The organism is Corynebacterium cystitidis, from assembly GCF_900187295.1.
GTDB classification, from domain to species: domain Bacteria; phylum Actinomycetota; class Actinomycetes; order Mycobacteriales; family Mycobacteriaceae; genus Corynebacterium; species Corynebacterium cystitidis.
The window spans coordinates 1,869,350-1,894,363 of sequence record NZ_LT906473.1 but is presented as its reverse complement, the minus strand read 5'-3'; the positions used below and the strand labels follow the sequence as shown (position 1 = coordinate 1,894,363).

Genomic DNA, 25,014 nt, shown 5'->3' with positions numbered 1-25,014 from the left:
TGGTCTCTGAAAGAGGTTGATGGAAAGTGTACTCAAGTCTTCTTCAGTTGCAACACTCGCGGGTTCATGGCGGACTGGTGAGAGATTTTCTTGCTAACTACGTAGCGGTTCGACCGTGGCCATTGCGATGGACACAAATTTACCTTCCGTTTCCCTAGGTCATGCAGCTAATGTAAATGTCAGTGGATATGTGTGAGAGTGTGAGGGAGGTGGATCCCGTGGAATGGCTCAGCGACTTCGCGCATCGCTTGCTTAGTGAGCTCACCAAAGCTGGAACTTACGTTTCCGCGAAGGAGCTTTCCGAATTGCTCGGCGCCTCACCGAAGACTATTTACCGCACCGTCCGCGAGATCAATGAAACCTCATCGGTGGGGGAAGTGGTTTCGTCTCGCCGGGGCGTCGGATACCGAGTTGAGGCCGCGGATGTCTTCTCAAGCGTGCGGGAACCCGCGGTACTGACTCCGGTCGCCAGGAGGAGAGAAATTCTTGCTGTCCTCCTCCGGGCAGCACCAGATCGGCTGGATTTTGAATTGCTCAGTACTCGCTTTTTCATCTCTGAGTCCTTACTTCGGGCGGATCTGAGGTCCACAGGCAAGAAGATTATGGACTTCGGACTTTCGCTTCGACGCGAGCATTGGAAGATCTGGGTAGAAGGAACTGAGGTCAATATCCGCCAGGCATTGAGCTCATTAGTTGATTCCACCGCGGTGGAAACGATGTACGTAGATCCGGGCTTCGTGGAGAACAGGTTTGAAGAATCCGACTTAGCCTTCGCGCGCCAGCAGGTGGAAGTGGTTGAGCAGCGGTTGGGTACCACGCTACTGAACCCTTACGACATTAATTTAGCTTCGCACATTTATGTCAGGGTCACGAGGTCTCGTCGACACGAAAACGCCGTGACACCTTCGATCAATCTCGCAGAAAACTCCCGTGACGAGAAGGCTTGGCAGGTAGCGCTGTATATCGTCGAGAACGCGCAGCGATACTTGGGCGTCGGTGCGCTTGCTGAAGAGATTCCATACATTTACGCCCACCTAGTCTCCTCGCGTAAGGAGCATGCAGCTACGGAAGTGGTCACGGCAGACGACAGTGCAGTGGTGGCGGCAAACACGCTTGCCGATTCAATGACTCACACGACTGGCATCGATTTCTCACCGCTACTGCTACGCAACGACTTGGCCCGCCACGTGCGGCCTCTGCTCAACCGTTTGCGATACGGCATCGCCATCTCGAACCCGGTAGTTGCCCAGGCACGGGCGGAGTATCTGGATATTTTCGAAGCGTTGGAGCACTGTGTGCAGGGTGTTTCCGCACTGAGCTTTCCGAGGATGAGATCGGCTTTCTCGCGCTTTACTTTGCTCGGGAAGTCGAGAGCCTATCTCGTCCGGTGCGAGTCTTGGTGGGTTGTTCTACAGATATCGGCACCTCTGAGCTGTTACGGGTGAAGATTGAAAAGTTCTTCCCTGAAGTACGCATCGTCGGGTTGGAATCTATGCACACCGTCACCGAGGGCTATATCCGTGACAATCACATCGAGTTGGTTATCAGCACGATCCGAGGTTTGGAGCTGCACTCTGTACCTGTGGTGGTTGTCGATGCCATGTTGACAGAAAGGAGCCAGGACAGTGTCCGTAACGCTTTACGACGCTTCTAACTGGGCAACCCTCATCGAATCAGATGAGCCAGATCTCCGTGCACGGGTGGTTAATGAGTTTCTGTTTGCGCACCCAACTGCAGCCACGCCGCAGCGTGTTTCCCAACTCATGGATGAGCGTGACTTTCTCGGAAGCGCCGAAATAGAACCAGGCATTTGGCTACCACACGTCGTGATCCCGGAGTGGGACTCTGTTTACGCCGTTCTGGCTCGTGCGCCAGATGAAGGGGGCTATCGGGCGTGGGTTTGTCTCTTTGTGGGCAAGTACGCCCCAGCAGACCAGCGCTTACTAATCACAAACCTTGTGCACCTGTGTGCCCAAGAGGAAGTGCTCGCCAGCTTACGTACGGACCCACCCGATACGCTATTCGAGCTGTTAACCAAGAAAACTGCGCAACTGACCACATACCTGACTAATCCCTCAAACAATGGAGGAGCGATGTCCACTCTTAATGAATTACTGCTTCCCGGCGCAGTAAACCTTCACGCACCGGCGACTGATTGGCGCGAGGCCATCACTATAGCCGGTACATTGCTAGAAAATGGCGGAGCCATCACCAGCGAGTACACCGAAGCAATGATCGAGAGCGTTGAAACTACCGGTCCATACATCGTGGTGGCACCGGGTTTCGCGTTTGCTCACGCGCGCCCATCAGAGGCCGTGAAAAAGACCGCAATCTCCTGGGTTTACCTTGACGAACCAGTCGAGTTTGGCCATAAAAAGAATGACCCAGTTAACTTGGTCGTTGCGTTGGCAGCAGTTGATAGCTCCTCCCATACCTCGGCAATGAAGGAACTGGCAACGCTGTTGGCTGACTCCGAACGACGAGTTCGTGTTGAATCAGCCGATACTGAGGAAGAACTGCGTGAGGCCCTGACCGAGGAGCTGTCTACCCGTGGTGCGGGATCCTCTGCGGTAGGCACACACACCGCTGCCGCTTCCGCTTCCGAGCAGGCACGGTCCACCGATGAGAATGCCGTGCCCAGCAAGAACAAGATTCTGACAGTGTGTGGCAATGGGTTGGGAACATCGTTGTTCCTGAAGAACTCACTCGATAAGGTTCTGGTCACCTGGGGCTGGGATCAATACTTAGATGTCGAGGCGACCGACACCATTTCCGCAAAGGGACGGGCCAAGGAGGCAGATTTCCTCCTGACTTCCGGCGAGATTGCAGCCACCCTTGGTGATGTAGGAGTGCCCGTTTACGTTATTGAAGACTTCACTGATCTATCAGAAATTGACGACGCGCTTCGCGAGCTCTACGCAATTTAGAAGGGTTGCACTACATGGATATCTTCAGAGCCATCATCGACTTCCTCGTTAATGAAATTCTCTCCGTACCGGCGTTTCTGGTGGGTCTCATCACAGCTGTCGGTCTTATCGCCCTTGGAAAAGGCATTGGTCAAGTTATCGGCGGTGCCATTAAGACTGTCTTGGGTTTCCTGCTCATCACCGCAGGTGCAGGCCTCGTCACCACCTCTCTGGAACCGCTTGGCAACATGATTGCTGGCGCTACTGGTGCACAAGGCGTGGTTCCAACCAACGAAGCAATCGCTGGCATCGCACAAGATCAATTCGGTGGACAAGTCGCCTGGGTCATGATTCTAGGCTTCGCCGTTTCGCTTTTGCTCGCACGATTTACTCCGCTCAGTTACGTCTTCCTCACTGGACACCACGTCATGTTCATGGCGACAATGCTCGTGATCGTTTTGGCTACTGCAAACTACAACGCGTGGATCGTTGTCGGCCTGGGTTCGGCCCTACTGGGGATCTTGATGGTCTCACTGCCTGCGATTGCTCACCCGTGGACTCGAAGAATCACCGGTGATGACTCGATCGCTATCGGCCACTTCGGTACCGCTGGTTACGTGGCGGCGGGTGCTGTCGGCAAGTTGGTCGGTGGTAAGGGTGAAAAGATGAGCAAGTCTACTGAGGAGCTTAATCTTCCCGAAGGGCTGCGCTTCCTACGCGACTCTATGGTGTCGACCGCGCTGTCCATGGCGCTGATGTATATTATTATTGCACTGCTTTACGTCGCGCGTGCTGGAACCGAAGAGGCCTTCACCTCCTTTGAAGGCGGCGCTGTCAACATGGGGGACTTCCTGATGCAGGCATTTACCCAGGGGCTGCAGTTCGGTGTTGCCGTCGCGATCATTCTTTTTGGTGTGCGCACCATCCTGGGTGAGCTAGTGCCGGCTTTCCAGGGTATCGCTGCCAAGGTCGTTCCAGGTGCCATCCCCGCACTGGACGCCCCAATTGTGTTCCCTTACGCGCAGAACGCTGTGCTTATCGGCTTCATCTCGTCCTTCGTTGGTGGCCTTGTGGGGTTGGCAGTTCTGTCTATGTGGCTCAACCCCGCTTTTGGGTTGGTGTTGATCCTACCGGGTCTGGTACCGCACTTCTTCACCGGTGGTGCAGCAGGTGTTTATGGTAATGCAACAGGTGGACGCCGCGGTGCCGTTCTTGGCGCATTCGCCAACGGTTTAATCATTACCTTCTTGTCGGCGTTGTTCATGGAGGTGCTCGGCACCTTCGGTTCTGCGAATACTACGTTCGGCGACGCGGACTTTGGCTGGTACGGAATCCTCATCGGATACGCCAGCCGTGCCCAAGGTGTGATCGGTATTGTCTTGATTGCCTTCGTCGGCCTGGCTGTACTGGCCCTCGCATGGTGGTGCCAGAAGAAGCTGGTTGACCAGCCATGGGATCCAACCCCGTATCGCCAGAATCCGAAGGGGACTGTTGCTTCGGGAATTTCTAACCCTGATAAGCCTACAGTGGGTAAGGGCCTGGTAAAGGCGTACCCGAAGGTTGAACCACCAGTTGGTGCACCGCTTCCGCCGGCGAAGCCTGAATTTTAAGAAAAGACCGTAGATAAGCCACCGACCCTTCGTTTATCGCGCAACAGGGTCGGCGGTTTGTCTATTTTTGTACCTCGACGCAGGCAGTGAGAATTCCGGATAGCAATATTGCTAGAGGTTACACTTCCAAAAAATCCTGGAAAATTTCTCAATGAGAATATATATCCAAGTGTATTTACTGTTTAGAACCCTGGGTCCTTGTACTCGATAAATTCTACACCCCGGCCGCGCCTTATCCCGAAGGGGAATCCGCAGGCAACGTCCGTCGTTGTAGATCCGATGGGACGGCAGCAAGTATGAAATCTTTGTGTGAGGGTTCAGCGCGGTAGGTGGAGAGTAGAACATCTTCGAGTAGCGGAGCAAGTTGACTGCCGGTTCGGGAATCGGAGGGTAATGGGGCCTCGCCCCACCTAGGACTCCGTATTCGCCGGATTTGATTCGGAGACCGGTGTAGTTAGTTCCTGGATCTTGGATGGAGCGCGTAGGAACTAACTGTGGAGTTGTTGGGTGAGTTCTCGCTTGGTGCGTCGGAAGGAGATGATTCTGGTGACGGTGATAAACCTCGCGAGCTGTCGGGAAATGAAGGTTTTGGTGAGACTAGGCCTGAGAGCGTTAAGGACGGATTGTCGGTAGGAAGTGCAATTGCGGTACCGTTGGTCCTCATCGCTGCCGTAATGGGTGGTGGAGTTTTCGCAGTGCAAAACGGACTGGTGCAGTTGTCTCCTCAGTTTTAGACGCTGCTGCCATAGCGTGAGGGCTCGAAAGTCAACCGAAGTGCCAAGTGAACAGAGGGTTAGTCACACCTGGGGATCGGACTGCGTTGAAGCATCGAGGCCAGGAGGATCAACTTTGACATCGTGCGGCGTAATAATGATTGGCTGCGCGCCGGGACCAACCGGTGCCGATTTCACGCAGATTGGTGCTTCTGTAGACGGTTTGAGCCACACGAAATACGAAAAAAGGTAAGCAATCTTGAAACGCAATAAATGCCGTGTCTCGGTAGGGCCATAGACTAAATAGCGGTGCTGATTCGTGGACAGCACAATCCATTTAATGTGAATGAGGCCGGAAGAATTCGTTTCAAGGAGGAAGGATATATGGGAGTTAGTTAGCTCGTGGTCGAGGATCTTGAGATAAATTCTTTCCTTGATCCGATGCTTAGTCTGGCAGGGGATTGTCTCTAGGGTTCCCCGAAGAGGTGTAAGTATCAAGAACGGCTCGCCGTCGATTGAGTAGTAGATTTTTCCATCTTTTTGAGGTTTGTAGCGGGCTAAGATTTGATACTGGCGGTCGATCGCCAGCGGCACGGTCGCGATAGTTCCTGTAGTAACCAGAAACCACACGAGTGATAAGGACAAATGTACTAGCGAAGTTTTCTCCGGAAGCAGCCATCCTACTGAGGTAAGTAAACTTGACAGGAAGAATAACTTAATGGTCAATTTTAGTTCTTTATCGGAACCAGCAATCACGCGTTTTCGTGTTCGGTTCCTTTGTATGATGAAGCCCCACGTGGCTGCGGCAAGCGCTAGGAATACGACAACGCTGACGTTCCACCAAAACAAAGGTTTTGGTTCAACGCTGGACTCGAGGCCTATCTCGAAAATGGGGCCATATGCCAAGATAAAAGAAAGAAGGACCGCCGATACATAAGGGAACCAACGTGTTTTTGACGGGATGCCGCGTGTGCTGTTCTTAACGCGGGCGTTATGCCAAAGCACGTGTTCAAGGGTAGAACCCTTGGCCTGCTTTGGAGTGAACGCCAATATCCAAATGAATATTAACATGACGCTACTGAACCAAAAGGCAAGATCGGAAAAGCCCCAGAAGACTGAGGGATTTTGGGTTTGACTAAGGCGGAGAGCGTTTCTCGTTATTAGTATGAGCGTGATTATCCCAAAGAAGCCGACGGTTTTTCCTACGGTTGGGCGATGCTGACCTGGAACGCAGGTGTGCGCGAGTAAACCAGCAATCATGAAAGTGGCCACGAAGGCAACAAACTTCCACCACTGATGGGAGATAGGTTGTAGAGGTTCCTCGAGGATTTCGAGCCTGAAGAAATCCACCATTGGGAATCCACTGAGAAAAGATGCTGCCAGTGACAGTGCAATCCATGTTAATATCTGTGCTACTAATCCGAACCTTTTCGACCACCAATCTGTCGGTTCGGTGACGCGTGGTGCCGGAGGCGGGGAATCGCTAAGTTGTTCAGACTTCATGGACATAGCTTTATGCTCATACCGAATCTAGTCAAGGCACGCTAAAAGGGAGGCTAGACCTTGGATCAGGCCTACCCTGCTGAATCGCAGTGGACAGGGGGATCGTCGTCAAGCGTGTTGGGAGCACGTTTCCACCTTGTCTCTAGGTTTTGGGATAGAGGTCTAGTTGCGCGAGCAGGGTGTGTACCTTGATCGGTCGGCGGGGCGGTGCTCCATCGCTGACTGGTCTCTGTCACAGCGACAGGAGGCAATTAGGGTGGGGCTGACGGAGTAGTATCAAGGCCATGCTGCGCAATGATTCTATGGTCTCGGTTCTCTATTCAGCGGGCAAAGTCTTTGACAATCTTCGGTCAGGCAGGCTCGCTACCGAGGCATTCCTGCGCAGCGGTAAGACCTGCGGAATTGCTTCTCGGGCGGATCTGCAACTCCTTGAAGATCTCAAAGATGCAGGACATATTGTTGCCCAGGCGAAGCGAGCTGGGCTCCACCCCAGCGCGGAATTGGTGTGTGCGATCAATGCTGCGATGACACGTTCTGTGGCTCTTCACCCCGGTGAACTTCGAACGTTAGAACAAAATAGTGGTGTCCGTACCTCCTATGGTGACCCCATCGGCCACCGGCGTTAAGTATGGAAGGGTTGCGTGGGATCGTCGATAAGTATCGAGAGTTTCAAGACCGTGAAGGGGCCACGCGATTGTTTGTTGAGCTTGCAAAGGCACAGCCCTTTGAAGACGGGAACAAGCGCACAGCGTTGCTGGCGGCAATTGTTGTCCTACCCGGCGATGAAACGCTGGTAGTTCCCTACGATTCTGCTGGTCCGGGCGATAGCGAAGCCACATTTCATGACCTGCTGACGCGCGCTTATATCTTCGATGAAATCGAGCCGGTTGTGCATTTTATGTGCGAGTGGTCAGCGGGTCGTCGATAAGCGAACACCACGCTCGACTAGCCGTGAACCGTAAGGAGGTCGCTCGGTAGGCACTTTAGGGCGGTGCAAAGCGCCACGATGGTGGAATACAGGATGGCCTTCGCGTGATTGATCTGTGTTGGTCATGCCGTGCTCGTGGACAAGCCTGCCCAAAATAGCAGGTGACGCAACGAGGTGCCATTCACACTAGCTACTCTCCTTTTTGCTTAATGCTTACAACGTGGTGTCAGACAAAACCTAACCCTTTGGGCCGGTGCACGAAGCCATGAGTTAACTATAGAAATTGATTTGCTTCGGAAACTTGCTAGAAGCCGTGTTGTGACTTGTTTTTGAGTGCTCACTTTGTGGGTTTTTTGTCCTGGCTGTGGCGGTAATTAGTGCGGGGTGGTCGTAAAAGTATCATAGTTGTGGGCGCCAGTTCATCGTGCTCGGGGGAGATTCATGATTCGCAGAGGATGCGTCGTTGTTGCAGCTGTGTTGTCTTTGGGGTGTTAACGTCGTCATGTTCTGTTGCTGATTCAGGACTGGCGCCTGGCGGTGGTGTTTCGCCTGTTACCACCACTGTGGCGGAGGAGGGGTCTCCTGCAGGGGAACCGGAGTCGTTGAGAGATGCTTCAGGTGGGGTGTCTGATCCTGAGGCTGGTTTTCCGGCGGGAGCTGTTGATGCTTTCCATTTTGATTCGGGGACGTTGCAGCTTGGTCTTTTTGATCCGCTGGAGGTGTATCCGGATGTTTTTGATCCGTGCCAGGAGATTACGGCGGAGGAATTCGCTGAATCGGGGTACACAACCGACGGGATAACCACGCCTCTAGCTAACGGATCTGCGTTATCATGCACCTTGCTTGCTGAAGAGAACATCGGAAATCTAGACATTCTGCTTGCAGGAAACCTCGTTGATCGTGATGACCTTCTAGAACAAGCGACAATTCTTTCGGATGATGTCTCAGACGTGGTGCCGGAATGTTCTTATTCGTTGTTGAAGACTTAACGGACAGTAACTGTAGTGCAGCTGTGTCGACGGAGAGGGGGCACCTCGTTGCGTTCTCAATCGATGGGGTGTACTCGGTTGATCAAGATGAGCATTGTAAAAACGCAAAAAACACTTTAGAAAGATTAGCGAAGGGGTAGAAATGACTAGCGGGGGAAAGAAGCTCAATATTGTTCCGTCGGATGTAGCTGCTGCTATTGCCAAGCTTTTAATCCCAGCGCGAAGCCTGGTCATGCACGGTAGAAATTTTTCGATGTTAAGGTCGCTTACCTTTACTACCGTGTCTGGTTTGCGGGAGATGGGGGACTCACACGATGGGGTGTTGAGTGATCATGGTAGACAGTCGCAGAAGGCGTTTGCGGACCGGTTTGGCAATATTGCCGCTCAGTTGCGTCAGAACGTGGCGGAGATTGTGGATACGGAGACTGAACCGTTTCTTATTACCGCGCCGTTTGTTGGCATCCCGGGTACTTTGGAATCAACACCCGAAGACGTGCTGGGCGTACACTAACCAGGCGCTCATTGCTCTGCTATCCACCATATTTGCCTGCGGGATCGTCATTTGCTGGCCTGTATCTGGTGATCGGTGCTGGGGTCGTCGTAAAGCAAAAGGTGCCTGTGCTGTGCCTACCCGCGCCGTGCCAGTGACAAACCTAACAGTATGTATATACAAATTCGCGTATACAGGGGTGTATGACCACATTCAATCTTGAAAACCCGAACAACGGCAAGACGGAGGAGCAATTCGACCGGATTAAGGACTCGGACCGTGACACCATCTTGGACCGCTCAACCGAGACTTTTAATCAGTGGCGCGCAACCTCCATTGAGGAGCGCGCGGCCGTGCTAGCGAAAACTGCTGAACTGTACGAAGAGAACAAGACCGAGTTGGCGCAGCACATCGGCCGCGAGATGGGCAAGCTCACCCGCTGGGCTGAGGGTGAGCTGGACACTGTCACACAGATTTACCGCTGGTACGCCGAGCACGCTCACGACGTGCTTGCCGATACGGAGCTGCCAGCACAGGGCGCGCAACGCACTTTCGTTGCCAAGGAACCACTGGGCCCCATTCTGGGTATCATGCCCTGGAACTTTCCTTACTACCAGGTAGCGCGCTGGGCAGCGCCAAACCTGCTATTGGGTAATACGCTGGTGCTCAAGCACGCCTCAATTTGTCCATTGTCCTCACAGGCCTGCCAGGATCTTTTCGAAGAAGCCGGCCTGCCTGCGGGTGCCTTCATTAACGTTTATGCCTCAGGCTCCCAAATGGACGCCTTTGTTGCCGACCCACGCATCACCGGAGTTTCGCTCACTGGGTCCGAGGCCGCCGGCGCCGCCGTAGCCAAGACCGCCGGCGAGAACTACAAGAAGACCTTGCTCGAGATCGGCGGCAACGACCCCTTCCTGCTTATCGACGACACCAACCTGGAATGGGTCCTGGAACAATTCACCTTGATCCGCATGTACAACACCGGGCAGGCCTGCAACGCACCGAAACGCTTGATTGTGCTGGAAGACTACTATGACAGGACCGTGGAGTTCTTAACCAAGCGGATCGGTGAAATGAAGGTAGGCCCTACGACGATGAGGATGCAGAGGTTGGCCCGCTGTCCTCGGTGGGTGCGCGTGACGAGATTGTCGAGCGACTTGAATTAGCTGCCGCAAGTGGCGAAGCGAAGATTGCGGTGGGTGGCAAGAAGATCGACAGCGAGGGTGCCTACATGGAGCCAGCACTGCTCACCGAGGTGGATCGTTCCTCCGACGTGGGCTGCAATGAGATCTTCGGCCCAGTAGCAATTGTGTACAAAGCCAAGGACGTGGCGGAGGCTATCGAAATAGCCAACGATTCCGACTACGGCCTCTCTGGTTCTGTTTGGACCACCGACCTAGACAAGGGCCGCGAGGTGGCCCACCAGCTAGATGTGGGCATGGCCTTTGTTAATGAGTCCTCGGCCACTGGTGCCGGCCTGCCTTTCGGTGGCATTGGCCGCTCCGGCTACGGCCGCGAGCTGGAACGCTGGGGTGTTGGAGAGTTTGTCAACGAGAAGCTCTACCGGTTCTCCGGCCAGTCCACACCAGGTCTGTCCCCAGTGATCTGACCTGTGGTAATAGCGGGTACTTTAGGGATTTGGTGCCTGCATGTTCATCGCACGAGATCTAGGTGGCCTAGGTATCCTAGGTGACCAAGTGCTGTAACTCACGCAGTGGTTTCCCATCGTGAGCGTCACCGATCCGCGCTAAAGCGGAAAATCTACGTTGCTGCGCGAACTGTACAGTGATTTGCCGTACCTCAACTTGGAAGATCCCACTCTAAACAAACCTGGCAGTCGACGCCCACGAATTCTTTTCGGCACTCCAGGTGGAGTCTGGCCGCACGCGCACAAGGAATTGACCAAATAGTGGAAGATACCCCTCACAGGCACGCCACTTTCGCCGGCTTCCCCGGAGTTTCACTTACTTGATTCGCACACGCGCTGTGATTCGCACACGCGCCGTGTTTTGCCACTGTGGTGCGTGCGCGTCTCAGGCCCGTTAGGATAATAAAAGTGGCATTGGGCAATGAAATCAGGCACTTGGTTGATCCGGGCGTTTATACACGTGGGCGGGACTTGTTTGAGCGTGGACAGGCGACTGTGACGGATGCGAGGCGCTATCAAACCCATGTTAATATCACGTCTACCTGCGTGGGGTCTCGCGGGGATGAGTACCGGCAGAATAACAATCTGTATTTTATTGACGGTCGTCTTGACATGTTCACTTCTTATTGCACCTGCCCGTACGGGTGGCAGTGCAAACATGCGGTGGCCGCAGTGTTGACGTACTTCGATCAGGATGGGATGGGCGGGAAGGCCTCCGCGTTAGTTTCTCAGTGGCGGGTGGAGTTGACGCGTCTGTTTGGTGAGCCACAGCCTGACCCTGGTTCGCTTAACGACGACGGCCTTGACCTGACTTTCGTTTTTACCTACACCCCGGCAGAAGAACAGCAGACTAGAAGTTTTTACTATGGCTATGCGCGCGACTGGTTGAAGTTTCGGCCGGCGCGCCCGGCGAAGCGGCCCACGCAGGCGAAGCCATGGTCATTCAATGATGTCACTTTGAAGCGTTTTGAGAATTGTACTGAAGCCAAGGGTCTGCGACCTTCTCATGTGAATGCTGTGCGTAAGTTGTTGGAGGAAAGCTTCTACTTTAATGGCAATGATGGTTTTTCCTTCCTACGCAATGTTGGGGCGGATGTGCTTGATGCGCTGCGTGCCTGCCATGCTGCTGGGATTGCGTTTGTGGAGGAGGCCACCCAGCTGCCTCTTGTGACGCACTTTAGTGGTGCCCGCGCCACGATTAGCGTTGTGGAAAATGGTGATGGCCTGCAGGTTTCTTCTACGGTGGTGTTGCCGGATGCGGTGGTGGTGCCGACGATGACGTTTGGCTTGCCCAGTGTGGGGTGCGCGTGGCGTGATGCTCAAGGTGTGCTCAATCTGGCTTTTTTCGATGAGCCTGCCACTGCTGAGTGGGATAATCTACAGCACCGTAACCTGGTGATTGAGATTCCGGAGGAGGATCGGGAAGAGTTCGAAGACCAGTACCTTGATCACATCACGGCTGGTACTGGGTGGGTCAGTCCGGATTCTTCTTTCACTCCGGGCGAGCCCGCCCCGCCGGTGTTGCGTGCCACGATCACTGCTGAATCGTGGGCTTCGCGCCCGCCGGTTGCCCGTGTGAGTTTCGCTTTTGCTTATGGTCGGCGGTTGTTTTCGCTTTCCGACGATCACTCTGCTCGCCGTAACCATGATGCTGAGGCGCAGCTGCTTGAGAACCTGGGGTTTGAGCCTGTCGATCGCGAATATCATGGGGTGGATGTTTTCGCATTGCTCAGCGTTGAGGTACCTCGCTGGCAGGCTGCTGGTGTGGAGGTGGTGTTCGACGAGCTGGCTCGCGAACTATCTGAAATGCGCGAGGCCACCGAGGTGCAGGTTGCACTGGAGGCTGGTTCGAAGGACCGGGACTGGTTCTCTTTGCAGGCCACGGTGTGCGTGGAGGGGGTGGATGTGGCGATGTCTGCTCTGATTGAGGCCCTGAACCGTCCTGATAAGCTGCTGTTTTTAGACAATGGTATCTACGTAGTGGTTGATGACCCGGACTACCAAGCTTTTGCTGATTTGCTGGAGGAGGCCCGCGCGCTGACTGATCCTCGGCGTGCTACTGCTGGTGTCCCGGGCGGGCGTACTACCTGGTGGGATGAGCTTGAGAGTTTAGACGCGATCGATTTTACTCCGGATGAGTGGCTGGCTAAGGCACTGTCGGCAGCACGAGCCCCGCAGGACCCTGTGAGCGTGCCGGATTCCCTCAACGCTACGTTGCGCACGTACCAGGAGGTGGGTTTCCGCTGGTTGGCAGGGCTTGCGCGCCGTGGCTTAGGTGGAGTGCTTGCCGACGATATGGGTTTGGGTAAAACTCTTCAGGTTCTCACCATGATTTTGGCTGTGCCAGTGCAGAAGCCATGGTTGGTGGTGGCACCAACATCTGTGGTGGGTAATTGGATGGCTGAGGCTGAAAAGTTTGCCCCGTCTTTGAATGTGGCGGTGATTACTGCGACGGCGAAAAAGACCGGCCTATCTCCAGCAGAAGCTGCGGCCGGGGCGAATATTGTGGTGACATCCTATGCTTTGCTGCGTTTAGAAGCCGATGATTATGCTGCTTGTGAGTGGGCTGGGGTTGTTCTGGATGAGGCTCAGAACGTGAAAAATCCTACCTCGAAGGCGTTTCAGGCGGTGCGTAACTTGCATGCGCCGCGAGTGTTCGCGATTACTGGTACTCCGATTGAAAACTCACTGTCGGATGCCTGGTCAATGTTTTCTTTGACTAATCCTGGGTTGCTTGGTGGGGTGAAGCAGTTCCGCGAATATTTTGAAAAGCCTGTGCTTGCTGGTGACCAGTCGAAGATGGATGCCTTGCGTAAGCGTGTAGCACCGTTTTTGCTGCGTCGTCGAAAAGCGGACGTAGCGCTGGATTTACCGCCAATTCAGCAGCAGATCGTGCCTGTGAAGCTGGAGCCTAGTCACCGTAAACTGTATGACCTGCACTTGGCTAGGGAGCGCCAACGTGTGATGGGTCTGTTGGCTGAAGATCCTGAAGGCAGCAAGGTAGAAGTGTTGGCCGCACTGACCAGACTGCGCCAACTGGCAATTGACCCTACTTTGGTGGAGCCTGAATCGAAGGCGGCACCGTCGAAGCTGAACGCTTTTCTTGAATTGGTGGGTAACATTATCGCCGAAGGTCACCGTGTGCTGGTATTTAGCCAGTTCACCAGCTACCTGCGCAAAGTGCAGCAAGTGCTGGCTGAGCAGCAAATCAGTGCGAGCTACTTGGATGGAACCACTCGCGACCGTGCCACGGTGATCAAAGATTTTACTGATGGTCATGATCCAGTGTTTTTGATCAGTTTGAAGGCCGGGGGAGTAGGCCTGAATCTGACAGCGGCAGATTATGTGATCTTGTTGGATCCGTGGTGGAATCCGGCTGCAGAGCAGCAGGCTATTGACCGTGCACATCGCATCGGCCAGACCCTGCCTGTGACGGTGTTTCGGCTGGTGTCATCAGACACGATTGAAGACAAGGTGGTGGCCTTGCAGGAAAGTAAACGTGAGTTGATGGGGGCATTTCTGGACCCGGATGCAGCAACAGGTCAAACAGGCGGGGTAGAACTCGACGAAGAAACCCTGAAGCACTTGTTTAGTGGTGACTAGTCGAGCCAGCCCAGAGCCAGGCCCGGATCGGCTGCCCGAGTCCGCTGCCGTGCTGGGCGACGGCCATGCCGCGGAGAACGAAGAAGGCTGCAGTCATCGTCATGTACAAGGCGAGGAACAGCAGGGTGGCCAACAGTACCTCGTAGGAATCCAGCCGTGCCTACTGCTGGGCAACACCGAAGTGCTCGGCGATGTTGTCCTCGGCCATGTCTTCGATGAGCAGACCGAAGCCGGTGGCCACAAGGCCAAGGTTGACCCCGATAGCTTGTTGGTGAGGCCCTGCGTGAACTGCTTCTGGTGCGCATACTGGCTTACCGCGAGGGCAAAGCTGATCGCCACCGCGATGAGGCTGCCCCAGGTGACCACGGTGGGGTCCAGGGGTGGGGCGACTTCGCTACGGACGGCGCGGGTGAACATGAGTGCGAACAGTTCGACGCATGGATAGACGAGAAGCACGAGGGTGACGCCGATGGTGAACCAGCGCTGGTTAGAGTTCATGGTGGGCCTCCTTTGCGGTGGAGCTGCTGTGCTGTGTGCGGTGTATCGAATATCGATATATCGATGATCGGTATAGCACGGGGTGTGGGCGGGGGCTGGGGGCCTGTGGGTGGGGGATTTGGTGCTCGGGAAAAACCGGTGGCCCATCACCGGTTTTTCTCAAGTGTGGAGCTGATCCCACACCAACACCATCATTTCGCGCTCATCGTGACATGAGGCACTACGGGGCCTGTCGAGGAAAGGCCTGTAACCTGGCAGATAAGCATTATTGGAGGCAATCATGACTTCTTCTGGGACTTCTGCCCGCGTGATCACGTTTGCAAGCGGGCTGGACAGCAAGGTGTTGGACCAAGCCCGCGACGTGGCCAGCCTGCCGTTTATTTACCCGCACGTGGCGCTGATGCCGGATGCGCATTTCGGCCTGGGCTCGGCCGTGGGCACCGTGTTTGGCACCCAAGGCGCGGTGATCCCGGCAGCCGTGGGCGTGGACATCGGCTGCGGCATGATCGGCGTACGCACACAGTTTGTGGCGGCTGACCTTGCTGCGCGGGACCTAACTCGGCTTCGCGGCAGGCTCGAGCGCGTCATCCCTCTATCGCCCGGCAACTACAACAAGCGCGTGGCGCGCGAGTCCGCCGACCAGCGCGTGCGTGAGTTACAAGAGCTTGCCGACGATACCGGCGTGGATCTCTCCCACTCACCGAAATGGAAGGTGCAGCTGGGCTCGCTTGGTGGCGGCAACCACTTCATCGAACTGTGCCTGGATGAGCAGGATCGGGTGTGGATGTTTCTCCACTCCGGTTCCCGCGGTGTGGGCAACAAGATCGCACAAAAACACATCAAGGTTGCGCGCGCCGAATGCGCGGGGTTGGACCTGCCCAACAACGACGTGGCGTTTCTTACTGAAGGAACCGCGACGTTTGGGCAGTATTTGTGCGAATTGCAGTGGGCGCAGCGCTTCGCGTGGCTCAACCGCGAGGAAATGATGGACCGGTTTTCCGATGAGCTCAGTGCCCTGATGGGTGCCGCGGTAGTGGAGGACCAACGGATCAACTGTCACCACAACTACACCGTGCAGGAAGAACACTATGGTGAAACGGTGTGGTTGACGCGCAAGGGTGCGATCCTTGCCGCCGACGGCGTACCAGCCTTGATTCCAGGGTCGATGGGAACGGTGTCTTATGTGGTGGAAGGCAAAGGCAATGTGGAGGCGTTGAGAAGCGCACCGCACGGGGCGGGGCGCAGGTTTTCACGCACCGAAGCAAAGAAACGCTTTACCGCCGCCGACCTGGATCAGCGGATGGAAGGTATTGTGTACCGGCCGGGCAAGGAATGGGTCGATGAGATCCCCGATGCCTACAAAGACATTGACCAGGTCATGGACGATGCCCGTGAGCTGGTCACTGTGAAGCACAAGCTACGCCAGGTGCTCAACGTGAAAGGGACGTAGCGCAGCTCGCGGAGTTGAGGTGGTCGGCGAGCTGATCAGGGATTAACGTGTAATCCTGTTCGTTGTGAAAGATCAAGTTGAACAGTTCTTGGTTGGGCTGAGGCATTGGGGGCCTTTCCGGGTAGGGGATTAACTTTGAGGTTAAACCGGAAAATCTGGTGCGCAAGAAGGTGCGAACACAATGCCCGAAACCTGTGGAAAACAACATTTTTATTCACAGGCTTCGCGCTCTCCCAGCGCACTCGCTGCTAATGCAGTATGGTCACCCGGTTCGCCACCAACTGTTTAGCTGTGCGATAGGTGCAGAAGAAATCGTCGAAAAGCTATTCGCCAAAGCCAAAGCGCGTCTGACTGTCCTGCTGCGCAACAGGCTCACGTGTATCCCATTCAGTGGGGGCTTGGGGCCATCGCATTTCACCCGAAAAATTTGTAGAGATAAAAAGTAATCGCATATAGATGAAACATTATTTTTCGGATGTTACCGCTGTGGGGTACGTCGATATCTAGGCGATAACAGTGTTGTAATGCGGGCCAGAACCTCGTTAAAGTTACTAATTCCCATTTTCTTTAAAATGTGTCTCCCCACACTCGATTTCACCCTATTATTGCCGCATTAATTAGGGCATTTAACCAATATGGTGCAGGTAGGAGGGTGAAAATTTCTGGAAGTGCAGGGGGCCGTCAGGGGTCTGGAGCGCGCGTTTCGCCTCCGAAGGCACTCAATACATTCGTCCAGAGTGAAAACTAATGACAAAGCGTTGGTTTTGGGCAAGAATGCTAGGGGGTATCAACAAAATATGTAAATACATTGGGAGGTTTACCGAGAATTTAGGGAAGTACAATGTCACGTCAGGTGATGCACTTACTGCCGCGCTGGTTATTCGTTGGGCTGATGGTCCTGGTGACTATTGCAGTCATCCAACTCGCCCCGGCAGAAGAAAACAATCAGAAAAACACAATTGGATGGATCGGGCTTGCACTTTCGGCTGTAGCGGTCGCAAGCGCGCTGCTTGTCCTTCGCGTGAACAAAGAACACGTTGAGAAAGCCAACCTTTTTCGCTTCATGGTGGTGATCTCTCCTACGGTGTTGCTGATGGCAGCGTTCGCTGTGGCCTACAGCCGAATCTCGGACATGCAGCTGGCGGGCATGAACACCGTCTACCTCTTGTTGGCTGTATCGGTGACGGTGCCGTGGATCTCCTCGGTTGCGTCACGCCCGCTGTACTGGCCACTGTTCGGAATCAGCCGCGAGGACGACGGTTTTCGCGACGAGATCTACCGCTCATTCTCAAAAAACTGGCGGCTAGTCCTTGTATGGTCGCTGGTAGCGGTGGCCGTAAGCGCCGCCGCATTCGGTATCGCACAGGCCACAACGTGGCAAGCCACCGCAATCTACGCCCTCGGAGTATTTGGCAATATCGTCTTCGCGCAGCTGCTTGTGTCTGCCCAGGAAGCCCAACGCTACGGTGTAGTCCTAGCGGCCTGGGTTATCTATGCGGCAATCATCGCGATCGTTCCACAGTGGTGGCTGCTGGCACCGTTCGTAGGCAGTGTCCCCGCCCTGGTGCTGTTAGGAAAGCACCTGGTGCGGTTCACAGACCCGGCCGACGTCACAGCCCGCGGGATTGTCGTCGACATGTCCACCGGCTTCACCATTGGCGCTGTGCTGTGGGCGGACAAACTCGAGGACGCCACCCGCGGCCTGTCTGTGCCCGTTTCTAAGTCCATCACTGACACGCTGATCCCTACCTCTATCGCCATGGTGTCGATCGGGTTGCTGCTGCCATTCATTGTCAACGGTTACTCCCAGTACTGGCTGGTCCTGCTGATCATGCCCCTGGTGGCCTTGACTTTGATGATCTGCAACCACCACCTCGAGCAAGTCAGTCAAACACGCGTCGCCACAGCACTCAATCTGGCCGCCACGCTTGCCTGCACCAGCCTTGCCATCCTACCCATCAACACCGCATACCTGGTGATCATCGCCGTGTACCTCGTTCTTATTGCTATCTCTTTGCGGCTGCGCGCGTGGACGATCAACGACGCCCCCTACCGCCTGTTTTCGAAAGAAGCTGTTTCCCTATGACCTCCCAACCAACCGGGCAACCCTGACGATGACCTACGCCCCTTATCGCCGACTCCCCGGCGATACCACCCAGCTTCCGCACGTTGACGTCGCCCTCGTCATGGAATCTACCTACCCGTACCTCAAAGGCGGGCTGTCCGGCGTGGTCCACGACATCATTCTTAACCACCCCCACCTAACTTTCGGCATCATCTTCACCACCTGGGACTCTTCGATTGAGTTGTCCCCGCAGTATGCCGTGCCTTCAAACGTGAAGTGGGTCGATGTGATCTACCTTTCATTCGAGGAAAATAAGGAGCAGTTTGTGGAGGCGGTCCTCACAGGGCAGCATCCGGAACGGGCCGCGTGGGCCCTTGCATCGGCGCTGCACAATCTGGACGCCATGTGGGAGCTTTACGACGACTACATCAACCCACTCACCCGAACCGACTCGGTGTGGTCCGCCTTGACCTCACGCACCTTAATGAAGGCAATGTGCAAAAATATCCGCAGGCCACCCTGCATTCACTCTTGTGGAGTGTGCGGGACTTCTTCTCCTTGGCATGGGCACTCACAGACCGGGTCCACCCGTCGGCGCGCGTCTACCACGCACACACCACCGGGTATGCGTCGTTAATTGCGTCATGTGCCGCGCAGCAAAACAATGGGGCATTCTTGCTGACGGAACACAACCTGTACGTGCGCGATACCATCAATACGCTGCTGGAACGCAACCTGAGCCAGATTGTCACCCGCGATACTTACAAAGAAATCGATGATCCAGTCAAGCGGATGTGGACAATCTGGTGGACAGAAATGGGTGCCATGTTCTACCCATCAGCGGGTGCGATCACGTATCTCTACGACCGTGCCATCGTGGAAGCCCAAGATTTGGGTGGGATCCCGGAAAAATCTATCGTGCTGCCCAACGGCATGGATTGGGACAAGTTTGCGCACACTCGCGCGTCACGCGAAGGCATCATCGAGCTGATCGACACCATGGCCAACTTGCGTGGACAAGGCTACACCAATGTGATCATGGAGGTGTGTGGCCCCATCGAGCACATCCCGGATTACTACCAGGAATGCCTCCAGCACACGCGCGACCTCGGGCTGGAAGACACCGTCATTTTCCGTGGCACTGTTAACCTTGTCGACGAGTTGGAGCGTTACGACGGCCTGGTGCTGTCCTCCTTTAACGAAGGCCAACCCATCGTGGTGCTCGAGGCAATGAGCGCGGGCCTTCCTGTGATCGCCACCAATGTGGGAGGCCTAGAATACATGGTGACCCAGCCCGTCGGTGCTGACGGGCAGGTTGGGCCGTGTGGGGCACTCGTACCGTCCGGAGATCCCGCGGCGTTGGCCTACGAGATCGCCCGGCTTGTGGATAACCCTGAGCTGTATATGCAGTGGCACCGCAACGGTTATGAACGCATCCATTCCGAGTTTCTGATGGAGAACATTATGGACCGCTATGCCGACCTCTACGTAGAACTAGGCCAGGCACTAGGCCGTTTCCGTGCCGTGGTCCTGCAACCTTGGGAGTGTGAGGCCGCTTCGCGGTTGAAAGAAGCAGACCCACTGTGCACGGTGTTGGCGTATCAGTGTTTGTCGTCGATACGCGACTATGAACCCGGCCCCATCTACACCTCTGGTATCACCCCGCAACGCGCCCGCGAGTTAGGAACCTGCGCTGCGGTCCCCGAGTGGGAGGGATACCCTGGACACCGCCAGCAACAGGTGTGGAACCCGCTGTACCAGCAGGAATGGGTGCGCAATGTGGTCGGGTGGGTGGCCCGCTCACCATTCGACGGCGTGATGGCCGACAATGACGTATTCGCCGACTACTACGGCACCGGAATCGCCCCTAAGGTTCCTCCGTGAAGCGCTGACCACGTTGATCGTGGCGGCTGGTACAGAACTGAACAAGCACGGCAAGCTGCTGATCCCCAATATTGCGGAGTCTCGGCGCCAACCTGGGCGGTGGGCGCACCACGCAAGTTTCGGCGGTGGATTTGAGGAAGTGTGGCTGGGCTGGGGGACAGCACCTTCACAGTGGCTGACCCAGCCGCGTGATATCCAGTCTCAAGCCGAAACACTGCGCCACCCTGGTCTCACTATTGCGCGCACCGCCGGACGGGACAACTTGGCGTTCGCGCTTGCCGCCGCGTGGATCTTCGCACCCGACGCCGATGTTGCGGTCACTGCCACCGAGCACGATGGATATTCGGAGCTGCCGGCGCTTGACAGTGTGTGTACCGAAGGCACTTCCACGAACTCGCGCCCCTTAGCGTCACACTTAGCGTCACACTTAGCATCACACTCGGAAGGTTTGCTTTTCTCCGACCTGGGATTTCCCACCTCGGAGGTGCTGCACGTCCCGGTTAAAGCACGTGATCCCACCCAGGGCGCGGGCGCGTACTGCCGGGAGTTTCAAAACGGGCGCCTCGTGGTTAATCTCAGCCCTGAACCTGTCGAGGTGTTCGGGCGCGAGATCGCATTCCTTGGAGTGCTGCACGAATCCTAAACGCGGAGGCCGTCAGCCTTCGAGAGGGATGCTTTAGAAAGTTACAGAGAGAAGCTAGGGAGAATCTAGGGAGAAGCTAGGGAGAAGCTACTGTGGAATTAGCCCTCCATAAAGCCCGGAAGGCTAATTCGGGACTATAGTAAATCTAGGAACTAAACCAATCATTGGGCCCATCACTTATAAGGGGCATGCTGGTGCTTATGGAGTAAGGTATCTTGATGTCCTTTAAATTTCTAAGGAGAACTATGAAAGAGCGCACTCGTAGCGTCATTATCATTCTGATGGTGGGAATCATGGTCGGCGCTGGCGGGCTACTGCAGGTCGATCTTCAACACACACGCTCAGTGGCATCGAGCAGCGAGGCGGCACAGCCAACCCAGACTCAGGAGACACCGATCTTTGAACCTGCGACGCGCAAAGCGACGAGGGACACCCCACACTCGTGGACCCTATATAGCCCGAAGTATGTATGGGCAAGAGTAGGGCAAACAACCACAACACCCCCGATCCTGGTCCCTAAGGGTAATAGGCCGTACAAAATGAAACGAGTTAATGCGTGCCAGGTTGGGGGTCGTTTCGACAAAACCCCGGATACCCCAGAATGGGTCAGCGTCGATCCCTGCACCGGAGCATTGACACTCACTCCACCCGTATCTACCAAACCTACGAGCCAAAAAATTCCCGTGCACTTCGTCGCTGAGAACGGGAAGAAGAAGCTGGTGTACGTTTGTGTCACCTTGTGCCCGGCCGTTTCCGCTGCTTTCCCTTGGCCCAGTGGGATCACGGTTGCCCCTGGTGACACGGTGCGGGTCGAGGCGATAGCCCCTGTGCCTTACGGATATTCGCTTATCGACGATTCTCAGTACCCCAGCGAAGCTGTAATTGAGAACGATGGGACACTTAGGGTTACGGCTCATGAGGATCTATCAGATGGTGACTCCATCCGTTTCACAGTGTTTAATGGGGCCAAAAGACCTGTCGATGACTATGTCGTAGGTGTTGTCGAGCCGATTGATGTGGCCAAGTGTGTGGCCTCGGTTATCGGGACGATTGTGCCACTTATTGCTCTGGTTCCGGTATCTCTGGGGCATCAGCTGAAAATCCCAGGTTTAACGCCTATTGTTGACCAGCTTCACATGCGGATCATGCGTGCAGGAGAAGACGCCGAACACCAGCTTGGACTGATTGACCCCCATTTAGGCGAAATGATGGTGGACATCAATGCGACCTTGCGGCACGTCAGCCCTCATGCGGCTAAAGGGACGGCGCAGCTACTTCTCGTTGGGGCTGCAGCCGTTGGGGCTAGTGCTGCCGTCGACAACTGCATTCCGGGAGGGGAATCATCAATGGGGCTGGACAATGTCGAACTTGATTCTTTGTCCTCTCAGTCGTCGACCTCCTCTCAATAGTCGAACTCTTAGCGCCGGAAGGATTTGCCTTCACCTTGATCCCGGTGTTCGGCGCAGCCTGACCAGCGAAGCGGTTTTCGGGCTTATTTACTCTGATCCCCATCGTCTTGACGGTGTTGAGGTGATCGGGGTTGATGAACACCGCTGGTCACATAACCGACGCAAACACAAAGGTGGTGACGTCACTGTCATCGTGGACATGATCGGCCACCGTGACTGAGGCGGGGAGATCACTGCTCCCTTTTGCTCGATGTTATCCCCGGCCGTAGCGCTGAGGCATGAAAGATGTGGCTGTTTCAGCAGCCTCAGGACTTCCTTGACCGTGTCAAGGTCATCTCGATGGATGGTTTCCGAGGCTACGCCACCGCAACCAATGAGATCATCGCGTAGGCAACCCACGTGATGGACTCCTTCCACGATGTGCGCCTAGCTGGAGAGAAGGTCACGCAGTGCCGTACACGACTGCAGCAGGAAACCACGGGCGCCGGGGTCGGGCCCACGACCCGTTATACCGTCACCGTAAGACTTTGTTGACTACCGAGTATTACCTGACTGATCGGCAACGAGAAGCTCTGGATAACTTCTTTGAACACGATCAGGACTACGCCTCATTCCAGGAGACATGGTTGTATTACCAGCAAGTGATTGACTGCTACCGCGACACCGATACGAGCGATGCCAGTACCAAATTTTTCGATATAGCCGAGGCGGAAAAATACGTTGGCCACAATCAGGTTGCGGGAAAGCGAAAGGCGACAGCCCAAATATTCGTCGGGTTGGATGGCGAAAGGGTATACGAAAACCCTCGGAAGAAACCGGTGGCAGATCGCCGGTTTATTCCGAGGGCTGGGTAGATCAGGGGTGCTCGTTGTGCGCGGCGGTTGTTCGAAAGCATGCTTCCATGATTTTAAAGAGCACGCGGGTTGCGTGTGCTGTGATTTCAGTGGCGAAGCTTCGGTGGGCCTCCCTGCGTCGATCGCAGCAATCGATATGCGACGATAGGGGAGATCGTCGCGATCATAATCTCGTCAAAGGCCAGCGTCTCTAGGTTTATACTTCCTGGCTGGGCCAAAGTACCTCGCGGGCCAACAAAGCAACCGTAGGGTTAGATAGTGCTTCCGGTTGTAAATCCGCCCTGTAATGGTCTACGTACTCTGGTGGCTGGCACAGCTGAAGCAGCAAGTCATAATTTGAATCCTCACGTATTGATGCCGGTGTCCTTACACCACTAGCTGTGGTCACTGACCAGCCCTCCTCCGTGGTGTAGCTTTGCACAGCCATGCGATAGTCGATCAGATCGCCAAAAGGTTGGTAGTCCGGCAAATCATCGAAACTAAAATAGGCCCTCAGCCTAGGGTGTGGAGGTGCGCTGTCTTTGCCCGCCAGCAATACAGTACATCCCAGGCCGATGCAGAATTTCGTGAATTCGCTAATACTTTCGGCAAGAATCAAACTAGTAAGCAGGCGCCCGGCCTGCCGCAGTGCATCATTTTTAGTTGCGCCACCGGTAAGCTGACCGTCCACGATTGGCCAAGTGTTCAGCAGCTCGCGGGCCTTCGGAGTGGCACGAAGCTCTGACCGGTAAGGGCGAACAAGCTTCGCGCGGCGCAGGGAATCATGAAGCCTAGCTACCATCAGGATATTAGCTTCCGTAGGCCGGGTGCTCTCACCGAAAAAACGGGGTAAGCCGAGCACTTCAATAACAGTTCTCATTGACGCCACGTTGAGGCTTCCCGTTTTGGTCAGAGCTAGTGGGGAATCGTCGACAAGCGAAAGAAACGTAATGTACGGGTGGAAAATCTTGTCAATCAAGGCGATGTCAGCCACCTCATCATCATAAGGCAGCGCTTTCGAAGCAGGCGGTGTCACCGAGAAGCTACGCCCAGGCCCAGCCGAACGCGCAAGGATGCCAAGACGCAGTGCGGCAGCCTCAATCACTAAAAAGGTAGGCGAATGGGCTGACAGCTGGTTAATCAAATCAGCTAAAACCGCACCTATTGGGCGACCAAAATACGCCGTGTACTGGGGATGATCCGTAGAACTGATCAGAGCGAACCACTGTTGCTGGGCAGAAAGATCAAAACCATCAGGGTCAAAATCGTGGGGCAACCAGTCGATGAGATCGTCGTGATCGGAGCCCTGTAGGCCGGCTGCGCCGCCATTGCGCCACGCGGCCGCAACCTCGTTATAGCGGCCAATACCGCCGATATCGTCAGGAGGGCAGACACCCTCACCCGCAACCAGCGCAGGAATATTCGACGCTAGATCCGTCGGATCAGCAAGCCGGGCTAGGGTATGCGACCAGTGGTCCCCATAGTCATAAAGAAACTCCACCTGGGTCCCCTCACTAGGCAAGAGCTCTTCCACGGTCACATTCTCGTAAGCAATCCCATCCCCAGTCTCCAAGACCGCCTCCTTGGGCTGGTAGGCCGGGCCAGAAAAAACTGTATTACCAGGAGTGCTAAACGCGTGCAGGTGGCTATTATTCCACCCCATCGCATAGACCAGGAGATTTCCAAGATCCGGCAGCAGGGTATCGCGATGAACATGTAACTCGCGCGTGATCTGAGGGGTGGCCTCATCCAGGCTAATCCGCAGTGCGATCACCTCACCGGGCTTCAACTTCTTCGTATTTTTTCCTTTACACTTCGATTGGGCCTTCATGCCTTGCAAGC

The 25,014-nt window shown here is 55.1% G+C and carries 20 protein-coding genes and 1 pseudogene; 19 read left to right on the top strand and 2 right to left on the bottom strand.

What is annotated here, in order from left to right; genetic code table 11:
- Positions 1-218: 218 nt before the first annotated feature.
- The 5 genes from CKV99_RS08915 (at position 219) to CKV99_RS08895 (ending at position 5,250) form a co-directional block, all read left to right on the top strand.
- Entirely contained in the window at positions 219-1,445 is a 1,227-nt protein-coding gene (locus CKV99_RS08915) for a BglG family transcription antiterminator (RefSeq protein ID WP_169872623.1), read from the top strand.
- Entirely contained in the window at positions 1,442-1,654 is a 213-nt protein-coding gene (locus tag CKV99_RS08910) for a PTS sugar transporter subunit IIB (RefSeq protein WP_092255985.1), read from the top strand. The genes CKV99_RS08915 and CKV99_RS08910 overlap by 4 nt, the downstream gene beginning before the upstream one ends.
- Before the next feature lie 439 nt (positions 1,655-2,093).
- Positions 2,094-2,927 carry a PTS sugar transporter subunit IIA gene (locus CKV99_RS08905; protein ID WP_092256739.1) on the top strand — a complete coding sequence of 278 codons (834 nt, stop codon included), beginning with the start codon at positions 2,094-2,096 and terminating at the stop codon, positions 2,925-2,927.
- A gap of 14 nt (positions 2,928-2,941) precedes the next feature.
- A complete protein-coding gene (locus CKV99_RS08900; RefSeq protein WP_092255982.1) occupies positions 2,942-4,516 on the top strand; it encodes a PTS ascorbate transporter subunit IIC in 1,575 nt (524 codons plus the stop codon).
- Positions 4,517-5,010: 494 nt separating this feature from the next.
- The gene (locus tag CKV99_RS08895) at positions 5,011-5,250 is read left to right on the top strand and encodes a hypothetical protein (protein ID WP_092255979.1); all 240 of its coding nucleotides are present in this window, start codon (positions 5,011-5,013) and stop codon (positions 5,248-5,250) included.
- 63 nt (positions 5,251-5,313) lie between these two features.
- On the opposite strand, the gene CKV99_RS08890 is transcribed toward CKV99_RS08895, so the two are convergent.
- Positions 5,314-6,732 carry a hypothetical protein gene (locus tag CKV99_RS08890; RefSeq protein ID WP_143063392.1) on the bottom strand — a complete coding sequence of 473 codons (1,419 nt, stop codon included), beginning with the start codon at positions 6,730-6,732 and terminating at the stop codon, positions 5,314-5,316.
- A gap of 284 nt (positions 6,733-7,016) precedes the next feature.
- Between CKV99_RS08890 and CKV99_RS14800 the strand changes: the two genes are divergently transcribed.
- The 14 genes and pseudogenes from CKV99_RS14800 (at position 7,017) to CKV99_RS14285 (ending at position 23,193) form a co-directional block, all read left to right on the top strand.
- The gene (locus CKV99_RS14800) at positions 7,017-7,358 is read left to right on the top strand and encodes a hypothetical protein (protein ID WP_143063391.1); all 342 of its coding nucleotides are present in this window, start codon (positions 7,017-7,019) and stop codon (positions 7,356-7,358) included.
- Between the two features lie 2 nt (positions 7,359-7,360).
- Positions 7,361-7,660 (top strand): Fic family protein, encoded by a 300-nt coding sequence (locus CKV99_RS14795; protein WP_143063390.1) that lies wholly within the window; start codon positions 7,361-7,363, stop codon positions 7,658-7,660.
- A gap of 623 nt (positions 7,661-8,283) precedes the next feature.
- The gene (locus CKV99_RS08880) at positions 8,284-8,649 is read left to right on the top strand and encodes a hypothetical protein (RefSeq protein ID WP_143063389.1); all 366 of its coding nucleotides are present in this window, start codon (positions 8,284-8,286) and stop codon (positions 8,647-8,649) included.
- A gap of 142 nt (positions 8,650-8,791) precedes the next feature.
- Positions 8,792-9,160 carry a hypothetical protein gene (locus CKV99_RS08875; protein ID WP_092255970.1) on the top strand — a complete coding sequence of 123 codons (369 nt, stop codon included), beginning with the start codon at positions 8,792-8,794 and terminating at the stop codon, positions 9,158-9,160.
- Between the two features lie 182 nt (positions 9,161-9,342).
- Positions 9,343-10,748, top strand: a pseudogene (locus CKV99_RS08870) (NAD-dependent succinate-semialdehyde dehydrogenase).
- Between the two features lie 447 nt (positions 10,749-11,195).
- Positions 11,196-14,390: a DEAD/DEAH box helicase gene (locus tag CKV99_RS08865; RefSeq protein WP_092255967.1), complete on the top strand. Its 3,195-nt coding sequence runs from the start codon at positions 11,196-11,198 to the stop codon at positions 14,388-14,390.
- Positions 14,380-14,835 (top strand): hypothetical protein, encoded by a 456-nt coding sequence (locus CKV99_RS08860; RefSeq protein ID WP_092255964.1) that lies wholly within the window; start codon positions 14,380-14,382, stop codon positions 14,833-14,835. The genes CKV99_RS08865 and CKV99_RS08860 overlap by 11 nt, the downstream gene beginning before the upstream one ends.
- A 333-nt stretch (positions 14,836-15,168) precedes the next feature.
- Positions 15,169-16,338, top strand: coding sequence for an RtcB family protein (locus tag CKV99_RS08855; protein WP_092255962.1), 1,170 nt, complete (start codon positions 15,169-15,171; stop codon positions 16,336-16,338).
- Positions 16,339-17,179: 841 nt separating this feature from the next.
- Positions 17,180-18,424, top strand: a complete 1,245-nt coding sequence (locus CKV99_RS08850; RefSeq protein ID WP_092255959.1) for a hypothetical protein — start codon at positions 17,180-17,182, stop codon at positions 18,422-18,424.
- Between the two features lie 28 nt (positions 18,425-18,452).
- Complete coding sequence (locus CKV99_RS14980; protein ID WP_092255957.1) at positions 18,453-19,040, top strand: DUF3492 domain-containing protein; 588 nt, start codon at positions 18,453-18,455, stop codon at positions 19,038-19,040.
- Positions 18,944-20,287: a GT4 family glycosyltransferase PelF gene (pelF, locus tag CKV99_RS08840; protein WP_169872621.1), complete on the top strand. Its 1,344-nt coding sequence runs from the start codon at positions 18,944-18,946 to the stop codon at positions 20,285-20,287. Before CKV99_RS14980 ends, pelF begins: the two co-directional genes overlap by 97 nt.
- Positions 20,232-20,930: a putative glycoside hydrolase gene (locus CKV99_RS08835; RefSeq protein ID WP_092255951.1), complete on the top strand. Its 699-nt coding sequence runs from the start codon at positions 20,232-20,234 to the stop codon at positions 20,928-20,930. The genes pelF and CKV99_RS08835 overlap by 56 nt, the downstream gene beginning before the upstream one ends.
- 539 nt (positions 20,931-21,469) lie before the next feature.
- The gene (locus CKV99_RS08830; RefSeq protein WP_231909998.1) at positions 21,470-22,339 is read left to right on the top strand and encodes a Rib/alpha-like domain-containing protein; all 870 of its coding nucleotides are present in this window, start codon (positions 21,470-21,472) and stop codon (positions 22,337-22,339) included.
- Between the two features lie 449 nt (positions 22,340-22,788).
- The gene (locus tag CKV99_RS14285) at positions 22,789-23,193 is read left to right on the top strand and encodes a transposase (RefSeq protein WP_143063385.1); all 405 of its coding nucleotides are present in this window, start codon (positions 22,789-22,791) and stop codon (positions 23,191-23,193) included.
- 196 nt (positions 23,194-23,389) lie between these two features.
- Here the strand turns inward: CKV99_RS14285 and CKV99_RS08820 are convergent, their stop codons facing one another.
- A complete protein-coding gene (locus CKV99_RS08820; RefSeq protein ID WP_092255945.1) occupies positions 23,390-25,003 on the bottom strand; it encodes a plasmid pRiA4b ORF-3 family protein in 1,614 nt (537 codons plus the stop codon).
- Positions 25,004-25,014: the final 11 nt, after the last annotated feature.